18 protein-coding genes are annotated in these 20920 nt (G+C 48.9%); 8 read left to right on the forward strand and 10 right to left on the reverse strand.

The annotated features are described in order from the left end of the window. The first annotated feature begins 8 nt into the window (after window positions 1–8). The 3 genes from pyk to coaA all read left to right on the forward strand — a co-directional run bounded on the left by pyk (window position 9) and on the right by coaA (window position 4006). Window positions 9–1499: a pyruvate kinase gene (gene pyk / locus VFS25_RS20280; RefSeq protein ID WP_326464004.1), complete on the forward strand. Its 1491-nt coding sequence runs from the start codon at window positions 9–11 to the stop codon at window positions 1497–1499. A 94-nt stretch (window positions 1500–1593) separates the two neighbouring features. Further along, window positions 1594–2952: an NAD-dependent succinate-semialdehyde dehydrogenase gene (locus VFS25_RS20285; RefSeq protein ID WP_326464005.1), complete on the forward strand. Its 1359-nt coding sequence runs from the start codon at window positions 1594–1596 to the stop codon at window positions 2950–2952. A 103-nt stretch (window positions 2953–3055) separates the two neighbouring features. Then, window positions 3056–4006: a type I pantothenate kinase gene (gene coaA, locus VFS25_RS20290; protein ID WP_326464006.1), complete on the forward strand. Its 951-nt coding sequence runs from the start codon at window positions 3056–3058 to the stop codon at window positions 4004–4006. A gap of 389 nt (window positions 4007–4395) precedes the next feature. On the opposite strand, the gene tssD (VFS25_RS20295) is transcribed toward coaA, so the two are convergent. The 5 genes from tssD (VFS25_RS20295) to VFS25_RS20315 form a co-directional block, all read right to left on the reverse strand. After that, entirely contained in the window at window positions 4396–4785 is a 390-nt protein-coding gene (gene tssD, locus VFS25_RS20295; protein ID WP_326464007.1) for a type VI secretion system tube protein TssD, read from the reverse strand. A 178-nt stretch (window positions 4786–4963) separates the two neighbouring features. Beyond that, on the reverse strand, window positions 4964–5485 hold the full coding sequence (gene tssO, locus VFS25_RS20300) for a type VI secretion system TssO (protein WP_326464008.1): 522 nt from the start codon (window positions 5483–5485) through the stop codon (window positions 4964–4966). 117 nt (window positions 5486–5602) lie between these two features. After that, the gene (locus VFS25_RS20305) at window positions 5603–6778 is read right to left on the reverse strand and encodes a hypothetical protein (RefSeq protein WP_326464009.1); all 1176 of its coding nucleotides are present in this window, start codon (window positions 6776–6778) and stop codon (window positions 5603–5605) included. A 44-nt stretch (window positions 6779–6822) separates the two neighbouring features. Beyond that, window positions 6823–7677 carry a TssN family type VI secretion system protein gene (locus tag VFS25_RS20310; RefSeq protein ID WP_326464010.1) on the reverse strand — a complete coding sequence of 285 codons (855 nt, stop codon included), beginning with the start codon at window positions 7675–7677 and terminating at the stop codon, window positions 6823–6825. 251 nt (window positions 7678–7928) lie between these two features. Next, the gene (locus tag VFS25_RS20315; RefSeq protein WP_326464011.1) at window positions 7929–8882 is read right to left on the reverse strand and encodes a type VI secretion system baseplate subunit TssG; all 954 of its coding nucleotides are present in this window, start codon (window positions 8880–8882) and stop codon (window positions 7929–7931) included. 226 nt (window positions 8883–9108) lie between these two features. Between VFS25_RS20315 and VFS25_RS20320 the strand changes: the two genes are divergently transcribed. The 3 genes from VFS25_RS20320 to VFS25_RS20330 are packed head-to-tail and all read left to right on the forward strand — an operon-like array spanning window position 9109 to window position 12482. Continuing rightward, window positions 9109–10173, forward strand: coding sequence for a PKD domain-containing protein (locus tag VFS25_RS20320; protein ID WP_326464012.1), 1065 nt, complete (start codon window positions 9109–9111; stop codon window positions 10171–10173). A gap of 33 nt (window positions 10174–10206) precedes the next feature. Then, on the forward strand, window positions 10207–10638 hold the full coding sequence (locus VFS25_RS20325) for a GPW/gp25 family protein (protein WP_326464013.1): 432 nt from the start codon (window positions 10207–10209) through the stop codon (window positions 10636–10638). 23 nt (window positions 10639–10661) lie between these two features. After that, the gene (locus VFS25_RS20330; RefSeq protein ID WP_326464014.1) at window positions 10662–12482 is read left to right on the forward strand and encodes a hypothetical protein; all 1821 of its coding nucleotides are present in this window, start codon (window positions 10662–10664) and stop codon (window positions 12480–12482) included. On the opposite strand, the gene VFS25_RS20335 is transcribed toward VFS25_RS20330, so the two are convergent. The 5 genes from VFS25_RS20335 to VFS25_RS20355 form a co-directional block, all read right to left on the reverse strand. Then, complete coding sequence (locus tag VFS25_RS20335) at window positions 12483–13523, reverse strand: transglycosylase SLT domain-containing protein (protein ID WP_326464015.1); 1041 nt, start codon at window positions 13521–13523, stop codon at window positions 12483–12485. It abuts the gene before it with no gap. A gap of 3 nt (window positions 13524–13526) precedes the next feature. Further along, entirely contained in the window at window positions 13527–14417 is an 891-nt protein-coding gene (locus VFS25_RS20340; RefSeq protein ID WP_326464016.1) for a hypothetical protein, read from the reverse strand. A gap of 66 nt (window positions 14418–14483) precedes the next feature. Continuing rightward, a complete protein-coding gene (locus VFS25_RS20345; protein WP_326464017.1) occupies window positions 14484–15863 on the reverse strand; it encodes a DUF5458 family protein in 1380 nt (459 codons plus the stop codon). 173 nt (window positions 15864–16036) lie between these two features. Next, on the reverse strand, window positions 16037–16477 hold the full coding sequence (locus tag VFS25_RS20350; RefSeq protein ID WP_326464018.1) for a hypothetical protein: 441 nt from the start codon (window positions 16475–16477) through the stop codon (window positions 16037–16039). A 211-nt stretch (window positions 16478–16688) separates the two neighbouring features. Next, window positions 16689–19163, reverse strand: coding sequence for an ATP-dependent Clp protease ATP-binding subunit (locus tag VFS25_RS20355; protein WP_326464019.1), 2475 nt, complete (start codon window positions 19161–19163; stop codon window positions 16689–16691). Between the two features lie 708 nt (window positions 19164–19871). Here VFS25_RS20355 and tssD (VFS25_RS20360) point away from each other — a divergent pair. Together tssD (VFS25_RS20360) and VFS25_RS20365 are read left to right on the forward strand one after the other, a co-directional pair. Continuing rightward, window positions 19872–20261 carry a type VI secretion system tube protein TssD gene (gene tssD, locus VFS25_RS20360; protein ID WP_326464020.1) on the forward strand — a complete coding sequence of 130 codons (390 nt, stop codon included), beginning with the start codon at window positions 19872–19874 and terminating at the stop codon, window positions 20259–20261. A 104-nt stretch (window positions 20262–20365) separates the two neighbouring features. Next, window positions 20366–20920, forward strand: a 555-nt coding sequence (locus VFS25_RS20365; RefSeq protein ID WP_326464021.1) for a hypothetical protein, incomplete at its 3' end; no start/stop codon positions are given.

Below are 20920 nucleotides of genomic sequence, written 5' to 3' on the forward strand. Positions count from 1 at the left end.
ATAAGATTATGAGTACTAAGGATCTATCCAAATATTATCACAAGCAGATGGACCATGAGGCATCCAGAGAACATTCCACGCATAAGACTAAAATTGTTGCCACGGTTGGTCCTGCCTGCGATACCTATGAAAAATTGCTGGCGCTGGTACAGGCGGGCGTAAATGTGTTCCGTTTGAACTTTTCACACGGCTCCCATGAAGATAAAGCCCGTATTATTGACCTGATCCGCCAGATCAACAAAACCGAGCCTTACAATGTAGCCATCCTGGCCGACCTGCAAGGTCCCAAGCTGCGGGTGGGCGAAATTGAGAATAACGCGCTGCCGCTGCGGGCGGGCGATTTGCTCACCTTCGTGAACGAGAAGGTGATCGGCAACATGGAGAAGATCTATGTGTCTTACGAAAACCTGCACCGTGACGTAAAACCCGGCCAGAAAATATTGCTGGATGATGGTAAGATAGAAACCGTGGTAAAGGAAATTACCCCTGCCGGCGAAATTAAGGCGGAAGTAACCCTGCCCGGCGTGCTGTCGTCTAAAAAAGGCTTTAACCTGCCCGATACCAAAGTGTCGCTGCCGGCCCTGACCGAGAAAGACCTGGTAGACCTGGAGTTTATTATTGATCATGAGTGCGACTGGGTGGCCCTTTCCTTTGTACGCGACGTAAAGGACCTTACCTACCTGCGCAGCAAGCTGAAAGCACGCGACTCCAAGATCAAGATCATTTCCAAGATAGAAAAGCCGGAAGCTATCCAGAACCTGAAAGAAATCATCTGGGAAAGCGACGGCGTAATGATAGCCCGCGGCGACCTGGGCGTGGAGCTGCCCGTAGAGCAGATACCCATGATCCAGAAGGATATTATCCGTAAATGTATACACCGCGCCAAACCGGTAATTGTGGCCACCCAGATGATGGAAAGCATGATGGACCGCACCCGTCCTAACCGCAGTGAAATTACCGACGTAGCCAACGCGGTGCTGGAAGGCGCCGATGCCGTTATGCTGAGCGGCGAAACCGCTACCGGCCAGTTCCCCGAGCTGGTAATACAAACCATGAAAAAGATCATTGTGGAAGTAGAGAAGGAAGACATCATCTACAACCGCAACCTGATACCGCACCGTCACTCCTCCACTTTCCTGAGCGATGCCCTGTGCTATAACGCCTGTAAAATAGCAGAAGACCTGGATGCAGATGCCCTCATCGGCATGACGCAGAGCGGCTACACCGGCTTTATGCTGAGCAGCTACCGCCCACGCTCCCCGCTGTACATCTTTACCAAGGAAAAAACCCTGGTAAACCAGCTGAGCCTGAGCTGGGGCGTACGCGCCTTCTACTATGCAGAAGAAGAAAGCCTGGATGATATTATCCAGGACCAGATCAACATCCTGAAGGAAAGAGGCTTCCTGAAATCAGATGATATTGTGGTAAACACCGGCAGCACCCCTGTAAAGGAGCATCTGCCTACCAATGTGCTCAAAATTACCCGCGTGCAGGATTAAGGCACCGGCTAAGCATACTATTTAAAGAGGGAGGAACGGCTTTTGCTGTTCCTCTTTTTTTATTCCCTTACATTTGATCACTAAACAGTATCATATGGCTAATTTCAAAAGCGTGTACCCGTACACACAGGAAACCATTGCTGAGTACGAAGCACACACTAAAGCGCAGATAGACGGGCTATTGACAAAAGGCCACGCCACTTACCGGCAGCTGGGGCAAATACCCCTGCAGCAGCGTTGCGACTGGATGCTGAAAGCCGCTGCCCTGCTGAAAGAACAGGTAAACGAGCATGCCACCATCATTACCCGGGAAATGGGCAAAACGCTGAAAGAGGCAAAGGCAGAAGTGCTGAAATGCGCAGCCAGCGCCGAATACTACGCACAAAACGTTGCAGGTATGCTGCAGCCCAAACCCCTTCCCTCCGATGCCGGCAACAGCTACGTAATATACCAGCCCAAGGGCATTATACTGGCCATTATGCCCTGGAACTTCCCTTACTGGCAGGTGTTCCGCTTTGCCATTCCCAACCTGCTGGCCGGCAACGCAGGGCTGCTGAAACATGCCAGCAATGTAAGCGGCTGCGCGCTGGCCATTGAACAGCTGTTCCTGGAAGCCGGTTTCCCCGAAGGCGCTTTCCAGGCAGTACTGGTAAATTCAAAAGACCTGGAACCAATTATAGCCGACGACCGCGTGCAGGGCGTAACCCTTACGGGCAGCACCCCCGCTGGTATGAGCGTAGCCCAGCTGGCCGGTAAGTACATTAAAAAAAGCGTGCTGGAGCTGGGTGGCAGCGATCCGTTTGTGGTGCTGAAAGATGCCGACCTGGACGCCGCTGCCGCAGTAGCGGTAAAAGCGCGCATGCAAAACGCCGGACAATCATGCATTGCCGCCAAACGGTGGATTGTGGAAAGCGATATTGCCGAAGCCTTTACCAGCAAAGTAACCGGCATATTGCAAAAAATGCGGCAGGGCGATCCCTTTGCAGAACAAACAGACATTGGCCCCATGGCCCGGCCCGACCTGGCTGAGAGCCTGGCCGGCCAAATGCAGCAAACCATGCAGCAGGGCGCTGCCCTGCTGAGCGGCGGGCAGTATGAAGGCTGCAACTTTGCGCCCACCTTGCTTACAAATGTGCAACCGCACATGACGGCCTTTGAAGAGGAAACCTTTGGCCCCCTGGCAACCCTTATTACCGCCAAAAACGAGCAGGAAGCCATTCAGCTGGCCAACCACCCCACCTTTGGCCTGGGCGCCGCCCTGTGGACCCGCGACATTGAAAAAGCCACCCGCCTGGCCACACAAATAGAAAGCGGCAATGTATATATCAACGATATGGTACACTCCGATGCCCGCCTGCCCTTTGGCGGCATTAAGCAATCGGGCTACGGGCGGGAGCTGGCGGCTGAAGGCACCCATGAGTTCCTGAATATCAAAACAGTATATGTAAAATAGCCGCAGCAGCGGGAAGCAGGCGCTAAAAAGCCGGTAGGATATATGCTGCAAGTGCTTTAACTTCAACCCTTCTTTTAAACAAATCAGCCTGCTTCCCGTAATTATGAAACAACAGACTAAACGGGCGCGTTACTCGCCATACATCACCATCAGCAGGGAAGAATGGGCCCGGCAAAGAGATGATGCCGCACTGGTATTTGAAAACGATATTGCCAAGCTGCAGGGCCTTAATGAGCCGCTTACAACTGAAGAGGTGCTGGATGTGTACCTGCCGCTGGCACGCCTGCTAAACCTCCATGTAACCGCTGCGCAGCAGCTGCATGCCACTACCAGCGAATTCCTGAACAACCACACCCACAAAGTACCTTACATTATCGGTATTGCCGGCAGCGTAGCCGTAGGTAAAAGCACCACTGCCCGTGTGCTGCAACGCCTGCTTTCGGCCTATCCCAATCATCCGCGGGTTGAGCTGGTAACCACCGACGGGTTTTTATATCCCAACCGTGTACTGGAGCAGAAAGGGCTGATGAACCGCAAAGGGTTCCCCGAAAGCTACGATATACGCCGCCTGATTGAGTTCCTGGCCAATGTAAAGTCGGGCATGGAAAAAGTGAGCGCGCCTATTTACTCGCACCTGGAATATGATATTATCGCCAACCGGCAGCAGCAGATTGTTTCGCCGGACATTGTTATCGTGGAAGGCATTAACGTACTGCAGGTAAGAAACCGGGAACAGCGGGAACCCGCCGTGTTTGTGTCTGACTTTTTTGATTTTTCTATTTACGTGCACGCGGCAGAAAAAGACCTGCGGGAGTGGTATATTGCCCGTTTTGAGTCGCTGCGCCGCACCGCCTTCCAGGACCCGCACTCCTACTTTCACCGCTATGCGCATTTGTCTGACGACGAAACCGTAGCCATGGCCACACAGATCTGGAACGAGATCAACAAACCTAACCTGGAACAGAATATTGAGCCAACACGCTATCGCGCCAGCCTGATACTGGAAAAAGGCAGCCATCATTTTGTGCAATCCATACAGCTGCGGAAAACATAAATGTGCGAATACGGTAATTATAACAATAGTCTTTTACAGCGAAGCGCTTAATTGCTGCAGGCTCACCTGCTGCCGGCAGCAGCAGTTTGCTTCCAGTAGCCGGTGAGCATATGTAGCGCAATATCCTTTTGTATTCGTATGTCCTTGTATGTTATATACCGGTTGCGGCACGGGCTATCAGCCAATTGCAATCGCGTTTACGTTCGCACAAAGTAAGCGCAACATTTATGCAGTAGTGCTGTTTTTCGGCGGTCGCATGCCTGTATACACGGTTTACTGCTGTTAATACCGGCAAAGCAGTTGTATACACAAACCGTTCATTATGATCTCTATCCATAAAAAAAGTCCCGGCGTATACCGGGACTTTTTTACTATTGAAAAAATTCACTTTATCCAACCCACTGGTTGATGTGTGTACCACTACCGGAGGACAGCTCGCGGGCAGAAATGGTAAACGAGATCGTCATGGGGTTCGGATTGTCCGCATCAAAATTTTCTTCAAACTTTACCAGATAGCCTTCTTTAAAGGTCACAGTTTTAAGCTTGGAGTCAGAGTCCCTTTTGAAGAAAGTAATAGAACCGTCTTTGCGCTCAAAGTTGTTCACCATCCATTCAAAAAGGTCTGTTTCACCGGTAGATTCCACAGTTAAACGAATACGGCCTCCGCGTGTAATAGCAGATGGGCGGCCGGTTGCATCAACTTCTTGATTGAGGTCGTAGCTGCAGTGTTTTACAACATACTTTTTGCCAGCTACTTCAAATTCGGATTTGAAAGACATGGGTTAAATGTTTAAGGTTACCAAATAATTAAAAATACCTATGAAGAAACAAGTAGTTATGAAGACCCTAAATTAAAAGATAATGGCTATGTGGCCAAGCATTGCAACCTTGTAAAATGATAATTTAACAAATAAAATATTTACTAATTTTTCATAAACATAATATAACAGCATTGCGTTAATGCGCCGGAGTGCTTGCTGACAGGCGTTTGTAGTAGTCAAGCTGATTTTCGGAACGATCCAGCTGCGTGCTAAGATCCTGTACTTTTTCTTTTAATTCTGCAATGGTGCGCTGCGCATCCTGCAGGCCGCGCAGCTGTTGTTTGCTTTCCTGCAACGCTAACCCCATCTGCACAAAATTATCATACAGCCCGTAGTGTGTTACTACATCTTTGGGAATAGCGTTGTGCATACTGGACAGGCTTTTTACTATTTCCTGCTCAACGTAAATAGCATTCTGGTTGGGCAGGTTCACCGAGTCAAGATCTGCTTTTACCCGCTCCTGGTTCTGCACAAAATCGGCCTGGAAAGCCTGCTCCTTACGGAAAGTGCCCAGCTCTTTGCGCAGTTGCGCATTCTCCCTTACCGGCACCTGGAAGTTAAAGAAAACCGCTACCAGGAACAGTCCTACGGTGATTACAAAAAATAACAGGAACCATAAAAAGGCCTTTGTTCTTTCCTGTTTGTTCAGTACTTGCATACGTCTAGCTTTTAGGAGTTAGCCATTAGCTGTTAGCTATTGGCTGTGTTTTTATATTTAAGAGATATGTTTACTAATGGCAGTTATCAGCGGTTAGCATGGGTTAAAAGCCAACAGCTAGTCTGTAAAGAACCAGCCCTTGGTTCTGTGTTTACGCAGGTATTCGCTGTCTTCCGGCGACTCTTCTTTCACAAAAATGCCGCTGTCTGTTTTACGGCCAATATAATCCAGCCGGCTAAGGCTGTCAAACAGCTTGTTCACGGCCTTAACAAAAGGTATCATGGGCTGCAGGCACTCCCTCACATCTATATGCCTGTAACGGATATTGGCGCAATTGATCATTAACGTTTCCAGCTCGCCCTGCCGCAGCTCGCACCACTCGCTTAAATAATTCAGCAGCTCCTCCTTACCGGCGCTGGCCCGCTGGTCAATGGCATTTTTCATGGTGCGCGCCAGGCCGGCTATTACTTCCAGCATGGCGGCAGGTTCCTGGTACAGGCCCAGCCAGCGGAACTGCGTAATGCGCGTGCCCAGGTACTGCACTATTTTTTCCGTGATGTACAGCACTACCTGCGCCAGGTCGTTATCCTGCTTGCGGGCATATATTTTCTGTACAATGTGCACACCATACAGCTCCATTTGGCCCAGGAACTGATCCAGCTCCTGGTGCAGGTCTGTTAACGCGGGATGCGCTGCTACAATAGCGCAGGGCGGTATATAATCATCATCCAGCTGCGGGCGTGCATCCTTTACCGTTATTTTACCCAGTATCATCTGGTAGCTGCCCAGCTGCCCCTGCGGCAGCTGTGATGCAGGCGCCACGTACAACGTATATTCCGGCGTGGCATAAGGCAGCCGCGGCGGATCTTCATGCAGCAGCGGCTCACCGCTGGGCTGGCGGTCAAACGGGTTTACCTGTATCAGGATGTAAAAAGTGCTTTCGGTATACGAAGGGTCCCATTTATATTCCGCTTCCGGGAAGGTGGTGGCATATTTCAGGGAGTGCACCGTATGTTCCGGTATTTCAATACGGGCGCCGCCCGGTGTTACGGCCCGGCACTCTGTTAGCTTTACACGCCACAGCCGCTGGTTGTCTGTTACAAACCAGCACCGTAAAGACTCTTTCTGTTCTGCCTTGGGAGGCAGCAGCCCGTAGTTTTGCGCATGCAGCCCTACGGCAATAGCATCCCGCAGCTGATCCAGCAGCGCATTTTCGGTATCAATAAAATGCTGCTTCCTGATCTTCATTCCATCTACCCAGTTAACGGGAAAATATTTCAACGGCTCCGCCATAATTATCGATTTAATTATTTAATAAGCAAGGATGTTTAATCCCGTTATGATAATGTTACCCTGTTGCAAATGATTACACTGTTCTCCTGTATGCCGTTCATAAATACCGGCTTTTCGGGGTCCAGGGTTTTGGTGCCTATGAGCCAGCGCGGCTTGCGGTGAAATACCCATCCGTAAGGCTGCCCGTTACTGTCCAGGAAGTCAATGGGCGTATTGGGATAGCGGTCGTTATAATCATTCAGGAAATGATAGAACAGGTCGCCCAGGTCCATTTTAATAGGCGTGCGCGCGCGGAAATAAATACGGTTGTTATCGTTCGCCCTTTTCTCCAGCTCAAAGCCTATCACGATCAGGTCGCGCATTTCGTCTTCATTCACCTGCGGCGCCTCCTTGTACAAAGGGTATTGCCACCATTTATGCACCTTGGCCGGTATGGCCATCATCCGTTCAAAAGTTTTATATACAAAGGTGGGTAATACAAAAGGGAACATGGCGGTGAGCATGGGATAATACATAAAGGTGCCTTTTGACATCCAGTAATGCACCAGCGTGGATAAGGCCCCGCCAAACAACCAGATGGCTACAATAAATGCCAGCTCAGAGCCCAGCGTGCTTTCTTTTGCCCAGAAACGGGTGTACATAAAATGGCAATGCACAATACCCAGGCCCAGGAACCATACAGATGAGAAGATGTACTGGCTCATAAGGTTCTGGTTGGTGAACAGGTAAGGCAGGGAAGCTACCACCCCAAATACCAGCGTCATGTAAAAGAGGTACCATAACGCCTTTTTCTTATAGAGGGCAAAATTCTTGATAAAGCGGCTTAGCATGGCAACTGTTAACCCTCCAAGGGCTAACACTGCCGCTACTACCAGGTATATCTTAGCTTTTAGTAACATACAATGAATTTAATTACGGATTACTCAATTACGAAATGAAGCATTCATGAGCACCTTTGAAAGTAATTATGAATGCGAATAATTACGAACGATGGATAACATCATTTTCTTTAATGTACATTCCTATTGCCCATCATTCAATAATGCTGTGTACAAACGATGTATTTAATTACGGGTTACGCATAGCTTACGGGGCATTCCATTCGTAATTCGTAATTAAATAATTCGTAATTGACTTTGTTTGGTTTACACTACAGAAATAAGTTATACCCCATTATTCCCTGCTTACGGTCATCATCCGCTACCACCGCGCCTTTCTCCTCCTTGTTGGGTTCCAGTAATGTTTCAATTTCCACATCCGCAGGAAACAAAAAACCATAACATGCCTCCAGCAGCTGACCATAAGGCTGCCAGGGCAAATAATCGTATATACGTTTCCGTTGTAACGGTCCTATGGTTACTTTCATTACCGGCATATCGGTATAAAAGATTTCGCCGGCCAGGGTATTCAGTCCCAAACGGGCTTCCCCCAACGGTATGCCGTTGCTGCCGGGTACGCGCCGGGGCGCATGTTCACAAACAATCTGCACATCTTCTTCCAGTATTACCTGCAGGCACAGCTGCACCAGGGGTATGTTGCCTGCAATGCGGTGCATATATGGCAATAATCTTACCAAACGGTTGGCCGGTGTTCTTGGTAAGTTGGGATGAATGCCCCAGAAAGATAAGAACAGCTGATCGGCATCTTTGCCAAAGGCATCAAACAACAGGTGCTTTTCGCGCTGCTCCAGGAAAACGCGCTGCAGGAAAAATTCATGCTCCAGCGGCTGAAAGAATTTACGGGCCTGCTGCTGCTCCTGCTGCTGTTTTTTATAGTGGGCCACCATTTCCTGCACCGAGCCGCGCTGCTGCGATGAAAACTCATGGAACAGGCCTTCCGGCAGCCGGTCATACAGCCCGTCGCGCGAGAGCTGCAGGGCAATAAAGGGATGATAGGGTTGTGAATCATCCAGCTTTACACCAACAATATCTTTTGCAAAAGCACGGGTAAACACATTTTGCATCTGCACGGTTACTTCTTCCTGCTGAACCTGGTTATCCAGTAACTCACCTACTACTACTTCGGCCCGCACATCTTCATGCATGCTACGGATATGGTCTATCACTTCTTCCAGCACAGCCGCTTTTTGTGCATAGTTTGTCATCCGGAAATTTGTTTTAAGGTTTTTCATTCGTTCATATTGCACTGTTTTATTGGTTCATGGAACCTTGCCTTCGTATTCATATACCAGGGTCCATGCTCGGTTCTGCAGTTAGTTTTGATATGAACAAAGTGTAATATGTAAGTTCATTTTTGGGTAACTACTCAGTATTATTTTAATGGCAATTTATCTAAAAAATTATTTAAAATTGCAAAAACGTGAAAAACCGATGGCCCCACAACGATCACCCAATGAGCGAAAAGTAAATTCGGTAAGACCTTTCAGCAGCATCACCAGCCATATCGACCCGATGGTGCTTTACACTTTCCTGGCCTTGCTGATAATAAGCATAGTAATGCTGGCTTTTAAAGCCGGCAACAGGCAGGACTGCAGCCACGTTAGCATGGCCTTCAGCAGCCGGCAGCATGGCGTAAATACTTCGTTTACAACAGGAGAAGTTATTACTTTTAAAGCTAATAATACTGGCAGCACGCCAGCCGGCGATTATATATGGCACTTTGGCGACAGCAGCGTACAGCAGCAGGGGCAGCAGGTGTATCATGCCTTTACAAAAGCCGGCAGCTTTGTTGTAACGCTGCAGGCCGGCAAATGCAGCTGGAGCCAGGAGGTACAGGTGATTAATCCCATACCGCCCGCAGCAAGCACACCGGCTGCAGATGTATTTCCTGTAATTGACGGACCTACGGAAGCTTTTGTAGGCCGCCCTGTTACCTTCAGCAACAGCACGCCCGGCGCTAACAGGTGGGAATGGCGGCTGCAGCAGCCCAACGCAGAAACACATACGCAACGCTCGCATACGTATGTATTCAGCAGCGCCGGTGAACGTATTGTAACACTGGTGGTAAACGGCGATACCAGCCGTATGGTAAAAAAGCGCGTAATGGTTTTCCCTGCGCCAACCGAGCATCGTAACGATGCATTTGTACCGCCTCCATTTCCTGCACCGCAAAACCAACCCGAAGCCCTTCCCGCGCCCGCGCCTGAAAAGCCTAAAGCGCCCGCTATTTCCGACGAAGAGTTCCGCAATATGCTAACCATGGTTAGCAACAAGCAAAAAGGCGTGCAGGACTTTGCGCCATATTTGTGCAATAACCTGAACGCACGCGTACTGCTGAATGATAAGGATGTTAAAACCTTTTCACAGTTCTGCGAAGCCATACGCGGTAAAAAACGTATTAAAATAGAAATGGTGAACCTGATAAAGGATCCGGATGGCTGTGTAAAAGAGATACGCATACGCTACGACAAGAAAGGTTTCCTGGGCATTTTCTAGGAGCTGTATTTGTAACCCATCAATCTGAACCGGATGAACGGACAATACTACAAGCTGCCGCTGAATCTCGGCGGCGTGCTGCAGAAAAAGGATATGCCGGTATGCACGCTGGAGGAGTCTGTATCACAGCACATACATTTGCTGATTACCACGGTGCTGGGCGAAAACAAAGACGACCCTGAGTACGGCTGCCAGCTGTGGGAATCCGACTTTGACATTAAAGCTTCCAACAACGAAGTAAAAGAAAGGGTAGAGATGGCGGTGCGCGCCGCTATTGTGAAGTATGAAAAAAGACTGTCGCAGTTAAGAGTGGTAGCCATAGTAAGCCAGGAAGAGCTAAACATGGCTGCAGGCCGCAAGGTGAAGAAAAAAATAAAAGTAAGCGTAAACGGCACCCTGGCCAGGAATAATAACCCGTTCCATTACAGCAGCTATTTTTATGTAAGCCCCCTATCGTTTGATTAATACCAGGCACAAAAGCAGCTATCATGAAAGAGCAAAAAGAACGTATCAAAGACCGGATGTTGAAAACCGCCGCAAGATTGTGGGGCTACCCTGATGCAGAAGTAGAAACATCTTTTGACCCCGTAGTACAGCTGCTGCTGGAAGCCTGCGCCAGCGAGCTGGAAAAAATATCCAATGAGGTAGATGTATCGCATGCGCGGCTGGTAGAGCGCCTGGCGCAGATCATGATGCCGGAGCCCATTACTACCAGCCAGCCGGCTTACGGTATTTTGCATGCTGCCAGCAATGAACCGGCCACCGGCATTACACCTGATCACCAGTTCTTTTACACGCAGAAATCCGGCGCCGCCAGCAAAGACCTTTACTTTAGCCCAATGAGCCATCACCACCTTTTCCGCGGCCACATCCGCTATATGGCAATTGGCGGCAAGCTGTATGAAACCCGCGAACACTGGTTTAAAGAACAGGTGCTGCAGGGCGCCCTGCCCCGGGATGCAGCGCCCAACCACCTGTGGCTGGGGCTGGCCATGGATGCTTTACCGGATAATTTTAACGGCCTTTCCTTTTTCTTTGACCTCCGCAATATTCACCAGCAGGAAATGTTTTACCACTACCTGCCGCTGGCCCGCTTTTTTATACAGGACACGGAGCTGCCCGTGAACAGCGGCTATCATTACAGCCGCAATGAAAAAGAAGAAGCGGTGAACGCCATGCTGGACATCACCTTTGACACCAGCGCGCGTTACAGCCGGGAAGTATTGCAGCGCTACCGCCGCAACTTTCTTACGGTAAATACTGACTTTACCCCTGCCAAACAGCGCACCGTGCCGCCGGTCTTACAGCTGGTATTCGGGAAGGAAGCCGCTGCAGCAATAGATCCCAATACGCTGTGGCTGCGGGTTGAATTTCCTGAAACCGTGCATCACCCGCTGCTGGAAGACCTGTACTGCAGCATTAACTGCTTCCCGGTCATTAACCGTAAAGTAAATGAGCAGTCGCTGAAGCTGAACCGCTACCTGAATATTATTCCCCTGCATACGCCCGATATTTTCTTTGACGTAAAAAAAGTGCACGACCTGGGCGGCGCCGCCTACCATGTACGCAACTTTACCACCACCGGCGAAATGCAGGAAGGCGAGCTGGTGGTGCGCAGTAGCGGCATAGGGCGCTTTGACTCCCGGGAAGCCAAGGAAATAATTGCTTACCTGATTGAGGTGATACGTGATGAAAGCTCGCTGTTTGAAGAGGTGAAGAACGATTACGTAGCCGGGCGCATGCGCGAGCTGCACCAGCTCATAGCCTCACTGGAAGAGCAGCTGCAGCCCACCCGTAATAAGGGCAATATTCCCTACCTGATGGTAAAGCCCAGGGAAAGCGCCGAATACCTGTTTGTAGAATTTTACACCACCAACGGCACGGCAGCCAACAACATTCGCATGGGCAGCCATTTACAGGAGTATGGCAGCATACAGCTGCAGCCCAACAGCATAACGCTGCTTACCAATACACAGGGGGGCAAAGACCGGCTGAACATTGATGAAAAAATTAACCAGTACCGTTATCACCTGCTTACACACGACCGCATTGTTACGCCGGAAGATATTAAAGCGCTGTGCAGGCATATCATGGGTAAAGAGCTGAGCACTGTAACGGTAAGCAAAGGCACTACCCTCATACCCGGATCTGAAGCAGGTTACAGCCGCAGCATTGATATACGCATAACGCTGGTAAAGCCGGTAAATACCTATGCAGATGGCAGCCTTACCTACTTAAAGGATGAGCTGCTGACGCAGCTGCGGGAACGCTCCGCCAATAATTATCCTTACCGGGTATTTATGAGTTAATTACGAATTGGAGCGCCTGCCTACCAATGTTACGGTGCCGCCTTCTTTCAGCTGGTTGATCGGCACGCCTTTTTTACCGTTGTTATCACATAGCACAAGGGTATCGCCAAATCCGAGGTCCACATAAATACGGTTGCTCACAATCCATCCCCTGCCGGAAATGCTGGTGTTTTTGCTGATGTACACACCTCCTGTTTGCAGATCATCCAGCAGCTCAATGCTTACCAGCTGGCCATCGGTAAAGGAGGTATTGTGCTCCAGCCGGGCGGTGTACATCATCGCAGGCGCCTGCCGGATATTTTTGCCAACGGTAATACGGATGCTTTTAAAATCGCGGTCATTTTCGGGCCGGAGACCGGCGTCAAATACAGCGCCGGTGGGAGTGCTTTTGTTAAATACATTATAGCCAAAACCGGCCAGGTATAGCTCGGGGCTTTCAAACAGCTGTTTTACGGCAATGATCTTGTAAATATATTGCGCGGTTTCGTTGTTCAGCATCAGCTGGTAATAATCACGGCTGCCCTGCTTTTTTACATTACGGGAAATATTGCCGATACCGGCGTTATAGGCAGCGGCTACCAGGGTCCAGGACTGCAGCTGCGTGTACAGCTTGCGGATGAGCACACAGGCGGCCCGGGTAGATTTCAGGAGGTGATTACGCTCATCGTACCCGTTGCTCACCTGCAATCCTAATTCCGAAGCAGTGCCGGGCATCAGCTGCCACACCCCCTGCGCGCCTACCGGGGAAGTGGCATTGGTAAAACCGCTTTCCACCACCGGCAGGTACTTAAAATCTTCAGGGATGTTATATTGTTCCAGGATGGGCACTATCAGCGGGAAATACTGCTCTGATTTGGCTTTGAGCAGGGGCAGGAAATTCTGGTGGCGCAGGTGCCACTTTATTACATCCATTAACCGGTTGGAAACAAAGTCGCGTTCCAGGGGTACGGCTTCCCCGCAAAACTCCACCACCTGCGCGCGGCTGCTTAAAACGCAGCCGCAGCAAAAGGCAACGAACAATATGAACCTTACATGTTTCATGTTTTACTGCACCATATATTTCGGCAGCGCATTTATGGGCGTGTATAATACCAGCTGCCGCTGGTCGGCATTGTTCTGCAGCACGATCACTACTTCATCATTCCTTTTCAATGCGCGCGCGGGCACTACATATACCAGCTGCTGCTCGTCTTTCCGGTTCACTGTAGCCGGCGCTTTTTTATACAGTATGGGCATGGTATACAGGCGGTCGGCCGTTTTGTTGTCTTTATACATCAGCGCGGCCTTTACCAGGTTATAAGGCTGCTGCGAGCGGTTGCGCAGGTGGTAGCAAAAATAAATGAGGTTGTTCAGCAGCATGGCATTGGAAAAGCTGAGCGTAACACCGCCTACTTTGGTTTCGTGCTGGTGGCCTGCTTTCTGCTGCTTGCCAAAATCATCTGCTATTTTGCTTACTGTTACCGTATCAATATTTACCGCAGCAGCGGCAGTGCCTTCATCTTCGGTTACTACCGGCACCGGCTTTCCATCACTGCCTGTTACCACCTTTGCCTCCGGCGTAGCGGTTGGATTAAGCGCTGCGCCGGCTTTGGCAGACAGTGTGTACTTCAGCTGCGACAGGTCGGCCTTATCGCGGTAGGCAAGTATCAGGTAATGTACATTGCTGCCTTCTCTTACTATCAGGTTAGTGGTTCTGGGCGTGGCAGCTGTAGGCCTTATAAATACCAGGTTCCTGTCTACGATCCGGTAGTCATAATCCGCGTTTTTACCATCGCCTATCTGGAAAGTGCTTACCGCCGCGCCACAGGTAATGAGGGTGGCGGCCCCTTTGGTGGTAAGTATTGTATCTATTGATGACTGCGACTGCGCACCGGCCCTGCTGCTGTAAAGCAACAACGCTGCGGCGCACATTCCCGCTGTCACATGCCCTAACATTGCCATTCGTTTACTACTATTATTTATTAGCACAGGTATGGAATAATGCGCTATGCGCAGGCGATATTATTTTTTGTCCTGCTCATATTCGGTTTCCCAGTCATTGCCATCGTCCCCTTTATGACCTTCCATTTTTATCAGGAAGTTCTTGGCCGGGAAATACGGTTTCAGGTGAATGTCCAGGTGAATACGGTCTTTTTGGATCGGGTCCTGCTCAAAACGGCGGATGTTGAAATCTTCAATCAGCTTATCCGGCCCGGTTATGCTGTCGAGGAAGCGGATAATCTGCTTCATCAGGTCTTTACGGGTGTTGGCATTAAAGTTTTCAAATGCGCGGCGGTTCAGGAAGTCCATCAGCACCTTGGTAACGTAGTCGAATACACGTACTACCGAGTAGGTTTGCAGGCCAATGTTATCGCCGTTGAACAGTGTTTTGGCGCTAAAGGCCATTACCTTGCCGTATTCCTTTACCATGGGCACCAGGCCCATTTTTTCCAGGTTGGCTATTTCGCTTTTCTTCAGCTCAAACTTAACACCGTCAACCTCATTCATGCCGCCGAATTTTTTACCGGCCGTTACCTGCGACATAAGGGTTTTATATATTTTACCGGCCAGTGAGCCTGAAGGCGGTACATACAGGTTATCTTCCTCCCCTATTTCATCAAACCTGCCACGGCCTACCAGCCAGTTACAGGCCATGATCACGTTGGAGCGGTGTATTTCGCCACCGGTAAGGTTGGCCTGTTCAAACATTTCCATTACATCATCCGGGGCATCGAGGTGGGAGAAATCGGTAACCAGCATTACCTTATTTTCATGCGCTATCTTGGCCCATTTTTCCAGCACCTTGTTGGAGCCCAGGTAACCGGGAATAACCAGCAGGCTGTAGTTGCCGCGCAGGTCAAGGCGGTCGTAGTTCTGAACAATCTCCTGCTGAATGGCGTCAATAAAACGGGTGTTGTCCAGGTCTTTGAGCTGGTCCAGCTCAACGTTAATGAACGCTATGTTCTTTACCTTGTCTGACTCGGTATTCTTAAAGAACAGGGCCACATTGCGGTAGGATTGTTCCAGCTCCCTGGTAGCGTCAATAGCTTCCGAGAGGTTTTTACCCAGCACTTTACCGGCTTCTTCCGCATGTTCTTCACAGAAATTTACCATGTCGGCCAGCTCGGTAGTGGATGACAACACTTTTTCCCATACCTGCAGGGATTTTTTAAGCTTATCCCGCTCGCCTTTTTTATTGGCTTCGGTAAGAAATATATTGCGTCTTGCTTTACGGTCGGGGTTCAGGTTCTGGGCGCCTTCAATAGATGCTTCCAGCAGGTCAAAGCCTCCGTACTTTGCCAATGCGTCAATACTTTGCTCCAGTGACAGCTCCTGCTGCTGTGGTGCGGCCTGACCAGCAGTTTCAATTTCCTGCTGCTGACTTTTTTGTAACTCTGCCATATGGGTTCAATTACGAATTACGAATTATCAATTACGAATTTGGATGTTACTTAATTGCGAACTATTAATTACGACTACAAATGAATTGAAGCGAATACTATCAAAACATTTTAAGCGAATGATGTTTTAACATAACGCTAATCAATTCGTAATTCGTAATTGACAATTCGTAATTACTTAAGGTCTTTTAGCATGCCTCTTACGGCGCTCAGCAGGGCCTGCCGTGCAGAAGGATCTGCCAGTGCGCTTTTGAGGATTTTATTTGTTTTCAGGTGTTTCATGATCTTGAGAAACTGTTCCTTTTCAGTGGCCAGATCGTTCAGGAACGCGCTTTGGGCGGTAATGCCTTTAACGCCGAAATCGCCCAGGTTATGAAACTGCAGCGTTTCATTAATGCCCTGTCCGTCTGCATCATGAAAAGTAATGGGCACTGCTGGCTTGTAGTGCTCAAACACGTCCTCTACTTTGGTTAACCCTTGTACAATTTCAGGTTTGATTGGGGTTTGCTGGGTTAACTTCTCAGCAAACAATGTACGGTTATGAGATATTTCTATTATAGCCTCATTGGCATCCAGCTTCACCTCATTACCACCAATTCCATAGTTATCGTTCATAAAAAAAGATTTTAATGTTTGCTATGGTCTTTAATTAAATTTACAGATTTAGTATCAATTCCGGTGCGGAAATCAATTACGAATTAACAATTAACAATTACGAATGACTGACAGCGAATATTATAACGTTGGATAATGAATGATGCCGTTACGTTACGCTTTAACAGATTTTACAATAACAGTGAAAAATAACGATCAGATTAAAATACCATTACTCATTCGTAATTGACCATTTTAATTCTCCGGTGTCATCCACATCCAGCTGCACCTGCATATTTTTTTGCAAAGTGCCTTCAATGATCATGCGGGAAAGCGGCTTGCGCAGGCGGTTGCGGATCACCTCTTTCAGCGGACGGGCGCCGTATTGCGGCGAGTAGCCCTGAAGGGCCAGCTGCTGCCGGGCCGCATCCGATACCACAAAGCCTATCTGCTGTTGTTCCAGCATATGCAGCAAATGTTGCAGGTGAATGTCGAATATCTTCACTACGTTCTCCTGCTGAATAGGCCCAAAGGGCACTATTTCCGTTAAGCGGCCCAGGAACTCCGGCCGGAAATGACGGGCCATCAGCTCCATCAGCTGCTGTGAAGGCGGTATTGCGCCTTCGCGGAACGATTGTGCAATGGCATCGCTGCCTATATTGGAGGTGAACAGGATCAGCGCATTGGAAAAGTCGCCGGTTTTGCCCAGGCGGTCATGCAGCTTTCCTTCATCCATGATCTGTAAAAAGATGTCGAAAACCGAAGGGTGGGCTTTTTCAATTTCGTCGAACAGCACCACGGCATAAGGTTGCTGCCGGATCTTGTTTACCAGCAAGCCGCCTTCCTCATAGCCTACGTAGCCCGGCGGAGCCCCGTACAGCAGGGCAGCAGAATGTTCTTCCTTGAACTCCGACATATCAAACCTTATCATGCAGCGCTCGTCCTGGAACAGGAAGTCGGCCAGGGATTTTGCCAGCTCTGTTTTACCGGTGCCGGTGGGGCCCAGGAAAAAAAAGGAGCCGATAGGCTGCCCGGGCCTGCTTAAGCCGGAGCGTGATTCCAGGATGGCTTCCGACACGGTTTTGAGCGCATGGTCCTGCCCTACTACGCGTTTGCGTAAATGGATGTCCATATTCACCAGGCGTTCCCGCTCCCGGGCCTGTATTTTGCCCAGCGGAATGCCGGTAGCTTCTGCAATAATGGTAGCCAGGTCCGTGGCAGTTACTTCATCCTGGTGGTTAGCGGCCATGTGTTGCAGTTGTTCGAGCATTTGCTGTAAAGCAGCCTGCAGCTCCTGTGTATCATCTATCTTATAAAGATTCCGCTGCTCCTGCAAGCGGCTGGTGAGCAGGGTGCTAAGGCGTTGCGTAAGCTGGTGATATAACCACAGCAGGTCTTGTTTAGCAGTATCTGCACTAATATCTATAGCATTGAATTGCTGCTGCAGCTGCTGCAGGGTTTGTACACCGGTGTCCTGCAGGGTACGGATGGCAGCCATAGTACGGTCAAGCAGGTTAATGGCGCTGTCCGGCAGGCTGCGTTCTTTGAGGTAGCGGCTCGAAAGCCGTATAGCCTCCAGCGTTACATCCGGACTTACCTTTAACCGGTAATATGCTTCATAGTCCGGTATTACGGCCTGTATCATACGGTTGGCCATGGTTTCGTCCGGCGCGGCCAGTGTAATGGTTTCAAAGCAGTGGCGCAGCAGGTTGTCGGGCTCAATCAGCTTGCGGAAACCTTCGGGTGTGCTGCTGCCGATTACAATAATCTCTCCTTTGCCCAGCGAGGCTTTTAAGATATTGGCAATGCCGCTGCCGCCGGAACCGGGCTGCTTATCCAGCAGGGTGTGCAGGTTATCAATAAACAGGATGTGCTTACCGGTTTGCTTGAGCTGTTGTATGATTTGCAGCAGGCGGTCTTCCAGTTCGTTCTTATATGCGGCGCCGGCGATAAAAGCGCCGTAGTCGAGCGCATAAATGGCGGTTTGCTGCAGGGCCAGCGGTACCTGCTTTTCTGTAATGGCGCGGGCCAGCGCGTCGGCAATGGAAGTTTTACCTACACCGCCTTCGCCTATGATTAATATGCTGGATTTTCCTTTGCGGGTCAGTATTTCCGTCATTATGCGTATTTCCGCATCGCGCCCCGGCAGGGCGTGTTTTTGCTGCAGGCGCTGCGGGTCGGTAAGGAGGTACACATATTTTAACGGCGCCTGCTTCCGGGAGGCTGTATTTGGCTGTGCATTTGCCGTAAACTGCTGTTTCGTTTGCCCGTTATTGTTATATCTTGCCAGCAGCTGCTCCCGTGTAAAGGGAAATGTTTTCAGCTGTTCAAAAGAAAAGCCTACACCCGGGGTGCTCAGTGCTATCAGCAGGCTCCAGGCATTGGCAGCGTCGAGGTTTTGTTCGATGCGTACGGCATCGGCCTCCTGCAATACAGCGGCGGCCTGGTCGTCCTCTTCGGGTTCGCCTGGTATGCGGGATGCTTTGGGCTGGCTATCCAGCCGTACATCGGCCCATTCTTCGAGGTAATAGATATCAATATCCATTGCTTGTAATGCGGCGGCAATCCCTACTTCTTTATGTAAACAAGCTTTTAGCAAATGTGCAGGGCTGTAGTGTGCATGCCGGTACTCTTTGGCTATTGCCTGGGCAACGCGTATGGCTGTGTGCACTTCCGGAGTATATGTAGTGTATGTAGCCAGGGTCATTTGGATGATTCTCGGTTTTTCTAATAAAATGCCTGTTCTTGTTTTCCATGATCCGGGGGGACCAATGGTTTGGGTCAAAAAATGCTGATACTTGTATCCTATGTTAAGGCTAAAGATACGGTTTAAATGTAAAAATTAAATTTTCTGTGCGGCCAAAGGGGCTGTGGTGGCTTCCGGGCAGGCGCGATAGTACGGCAGTTATATTCAATGGTTATAATTTCAATTACTGTTATGCTATTCATAAACAACTATTAATCAGTTGGGTGAATTAACAATTAATAAAATTTACAAATTCATTATTTGCGTTATCTTAAAACAAAGCGTTACTTATTAATTTTTATAAGATGTGGGGGATGTTAATAATTCCGGGAAGTGATCTATTTACAAGTCTGTTGTAAAGGTGCAATAATTTATTACATTCGTACCTACATATCTTTATTACTAAAACAAAAAGAGGTTTGTTAAAAAGTTGCCGGTGTTGAAAATGTTTAAGAATAAGTATTTTCGTACCGGAAACCAGACGGACATTTGAAACTGTTTTGACCCAAAGTAATACGCCATGAGAAAAGCCTTACACCCAAAATAAAATGTGCTGTTGCTGCAGTGGTTCCAGTTGTATGTTGACCAGGTTAACCACAAACATCCCCTGTATTGGCAGTGCACACGGTTCACAGCTTATTCAATCATCATCCAAAAACAAATAACTATATGTCTTTTAAAGCAGTCATGCAATTAGACGGTGAAGAAATCAACGTACTGGATTGCCAGTTCTCCTTTGCGCAGGGTATGGACCACAACGGCAAACCTGCGTCGCGGCCTACCGGCGGGCAAATCACCGTAACACTGGAGTCTGATGGCGGCACCGATCTGTTTGACTGGATGATCTCCAATACAAAGACCAAGAGCGGCAGCATTGTATTTTACCGGCGCGATGCGTTATCCAAGCTTAAAGAGCTGAAGTTCACCGATGCCTACTGTGTAAATTATGAAGAGCGGTTCCAGGCCAGCGGCGAGCATCCCATGCAGGTACAGATCACGATTTCGGCAAAGGAGGTAAAGCTGAACAGCAGCTCCTTCCAGAACCCGTGGCCGGTGTAGGGGGTGGGTAAGTTATCCTTTATTTTCTAACCTAATTGCAAACTATGTGTTGCAGCAGCATTTATTGCAGATGTAATTTCTTTCAGAATAAGCCTCAGCGTAAGATGGCAGATACGCTTGCGCATCCCTGGTGGGCTCAACCAGATCAGCTGCATAATCCTTTGTGGCAAAGCTTTCATCCGGTAAAACAAGCCAATTTATTTGGGCCATGCACCTGTGGCATTGAAACACCAACAGTATATTTGACAGTTGAGCAGATAAAAGAGATTGCACCTGCTGCATCAAACAGTAATATCATAAAGCATATTGACCATTTAAATAACACCATGCATAAATATGATATTACTACCCCTCTTCGAATTGCTCATTTTATATCACAGATATTACTTGAAAGTGCGCTTCTTTCAAGAACAGAAGAAGTAGGCACAGGTAAAGCATACGAACATAGACTAAACCTGGGAAATACTAAAGATGGCGATGGTGTATTGTTTAAAGGTCGTGGCCTTATACAAATAACAGGCAGAAAGAATTACACCGCTTACGGCAAATATCTCCATCAAAACACAACCGACGGCAATAATCCAAAAAAGCTGGAGCAGGAACCATTAGCCTCTGATTCTGCAGGTTGGTATTGGGCAATTTTTGCGAGATGCAACCCT

Origin of the sequence: Chitinophaga sp. (assembly GCF_035761305.1) — a bacterium.
Taxonomy (GTDB): domain Bacteria; phylum Bacteroidota; class Bacteroidia; order Chitinophagales; family Chitinophagaceae; genus Chitinophaga.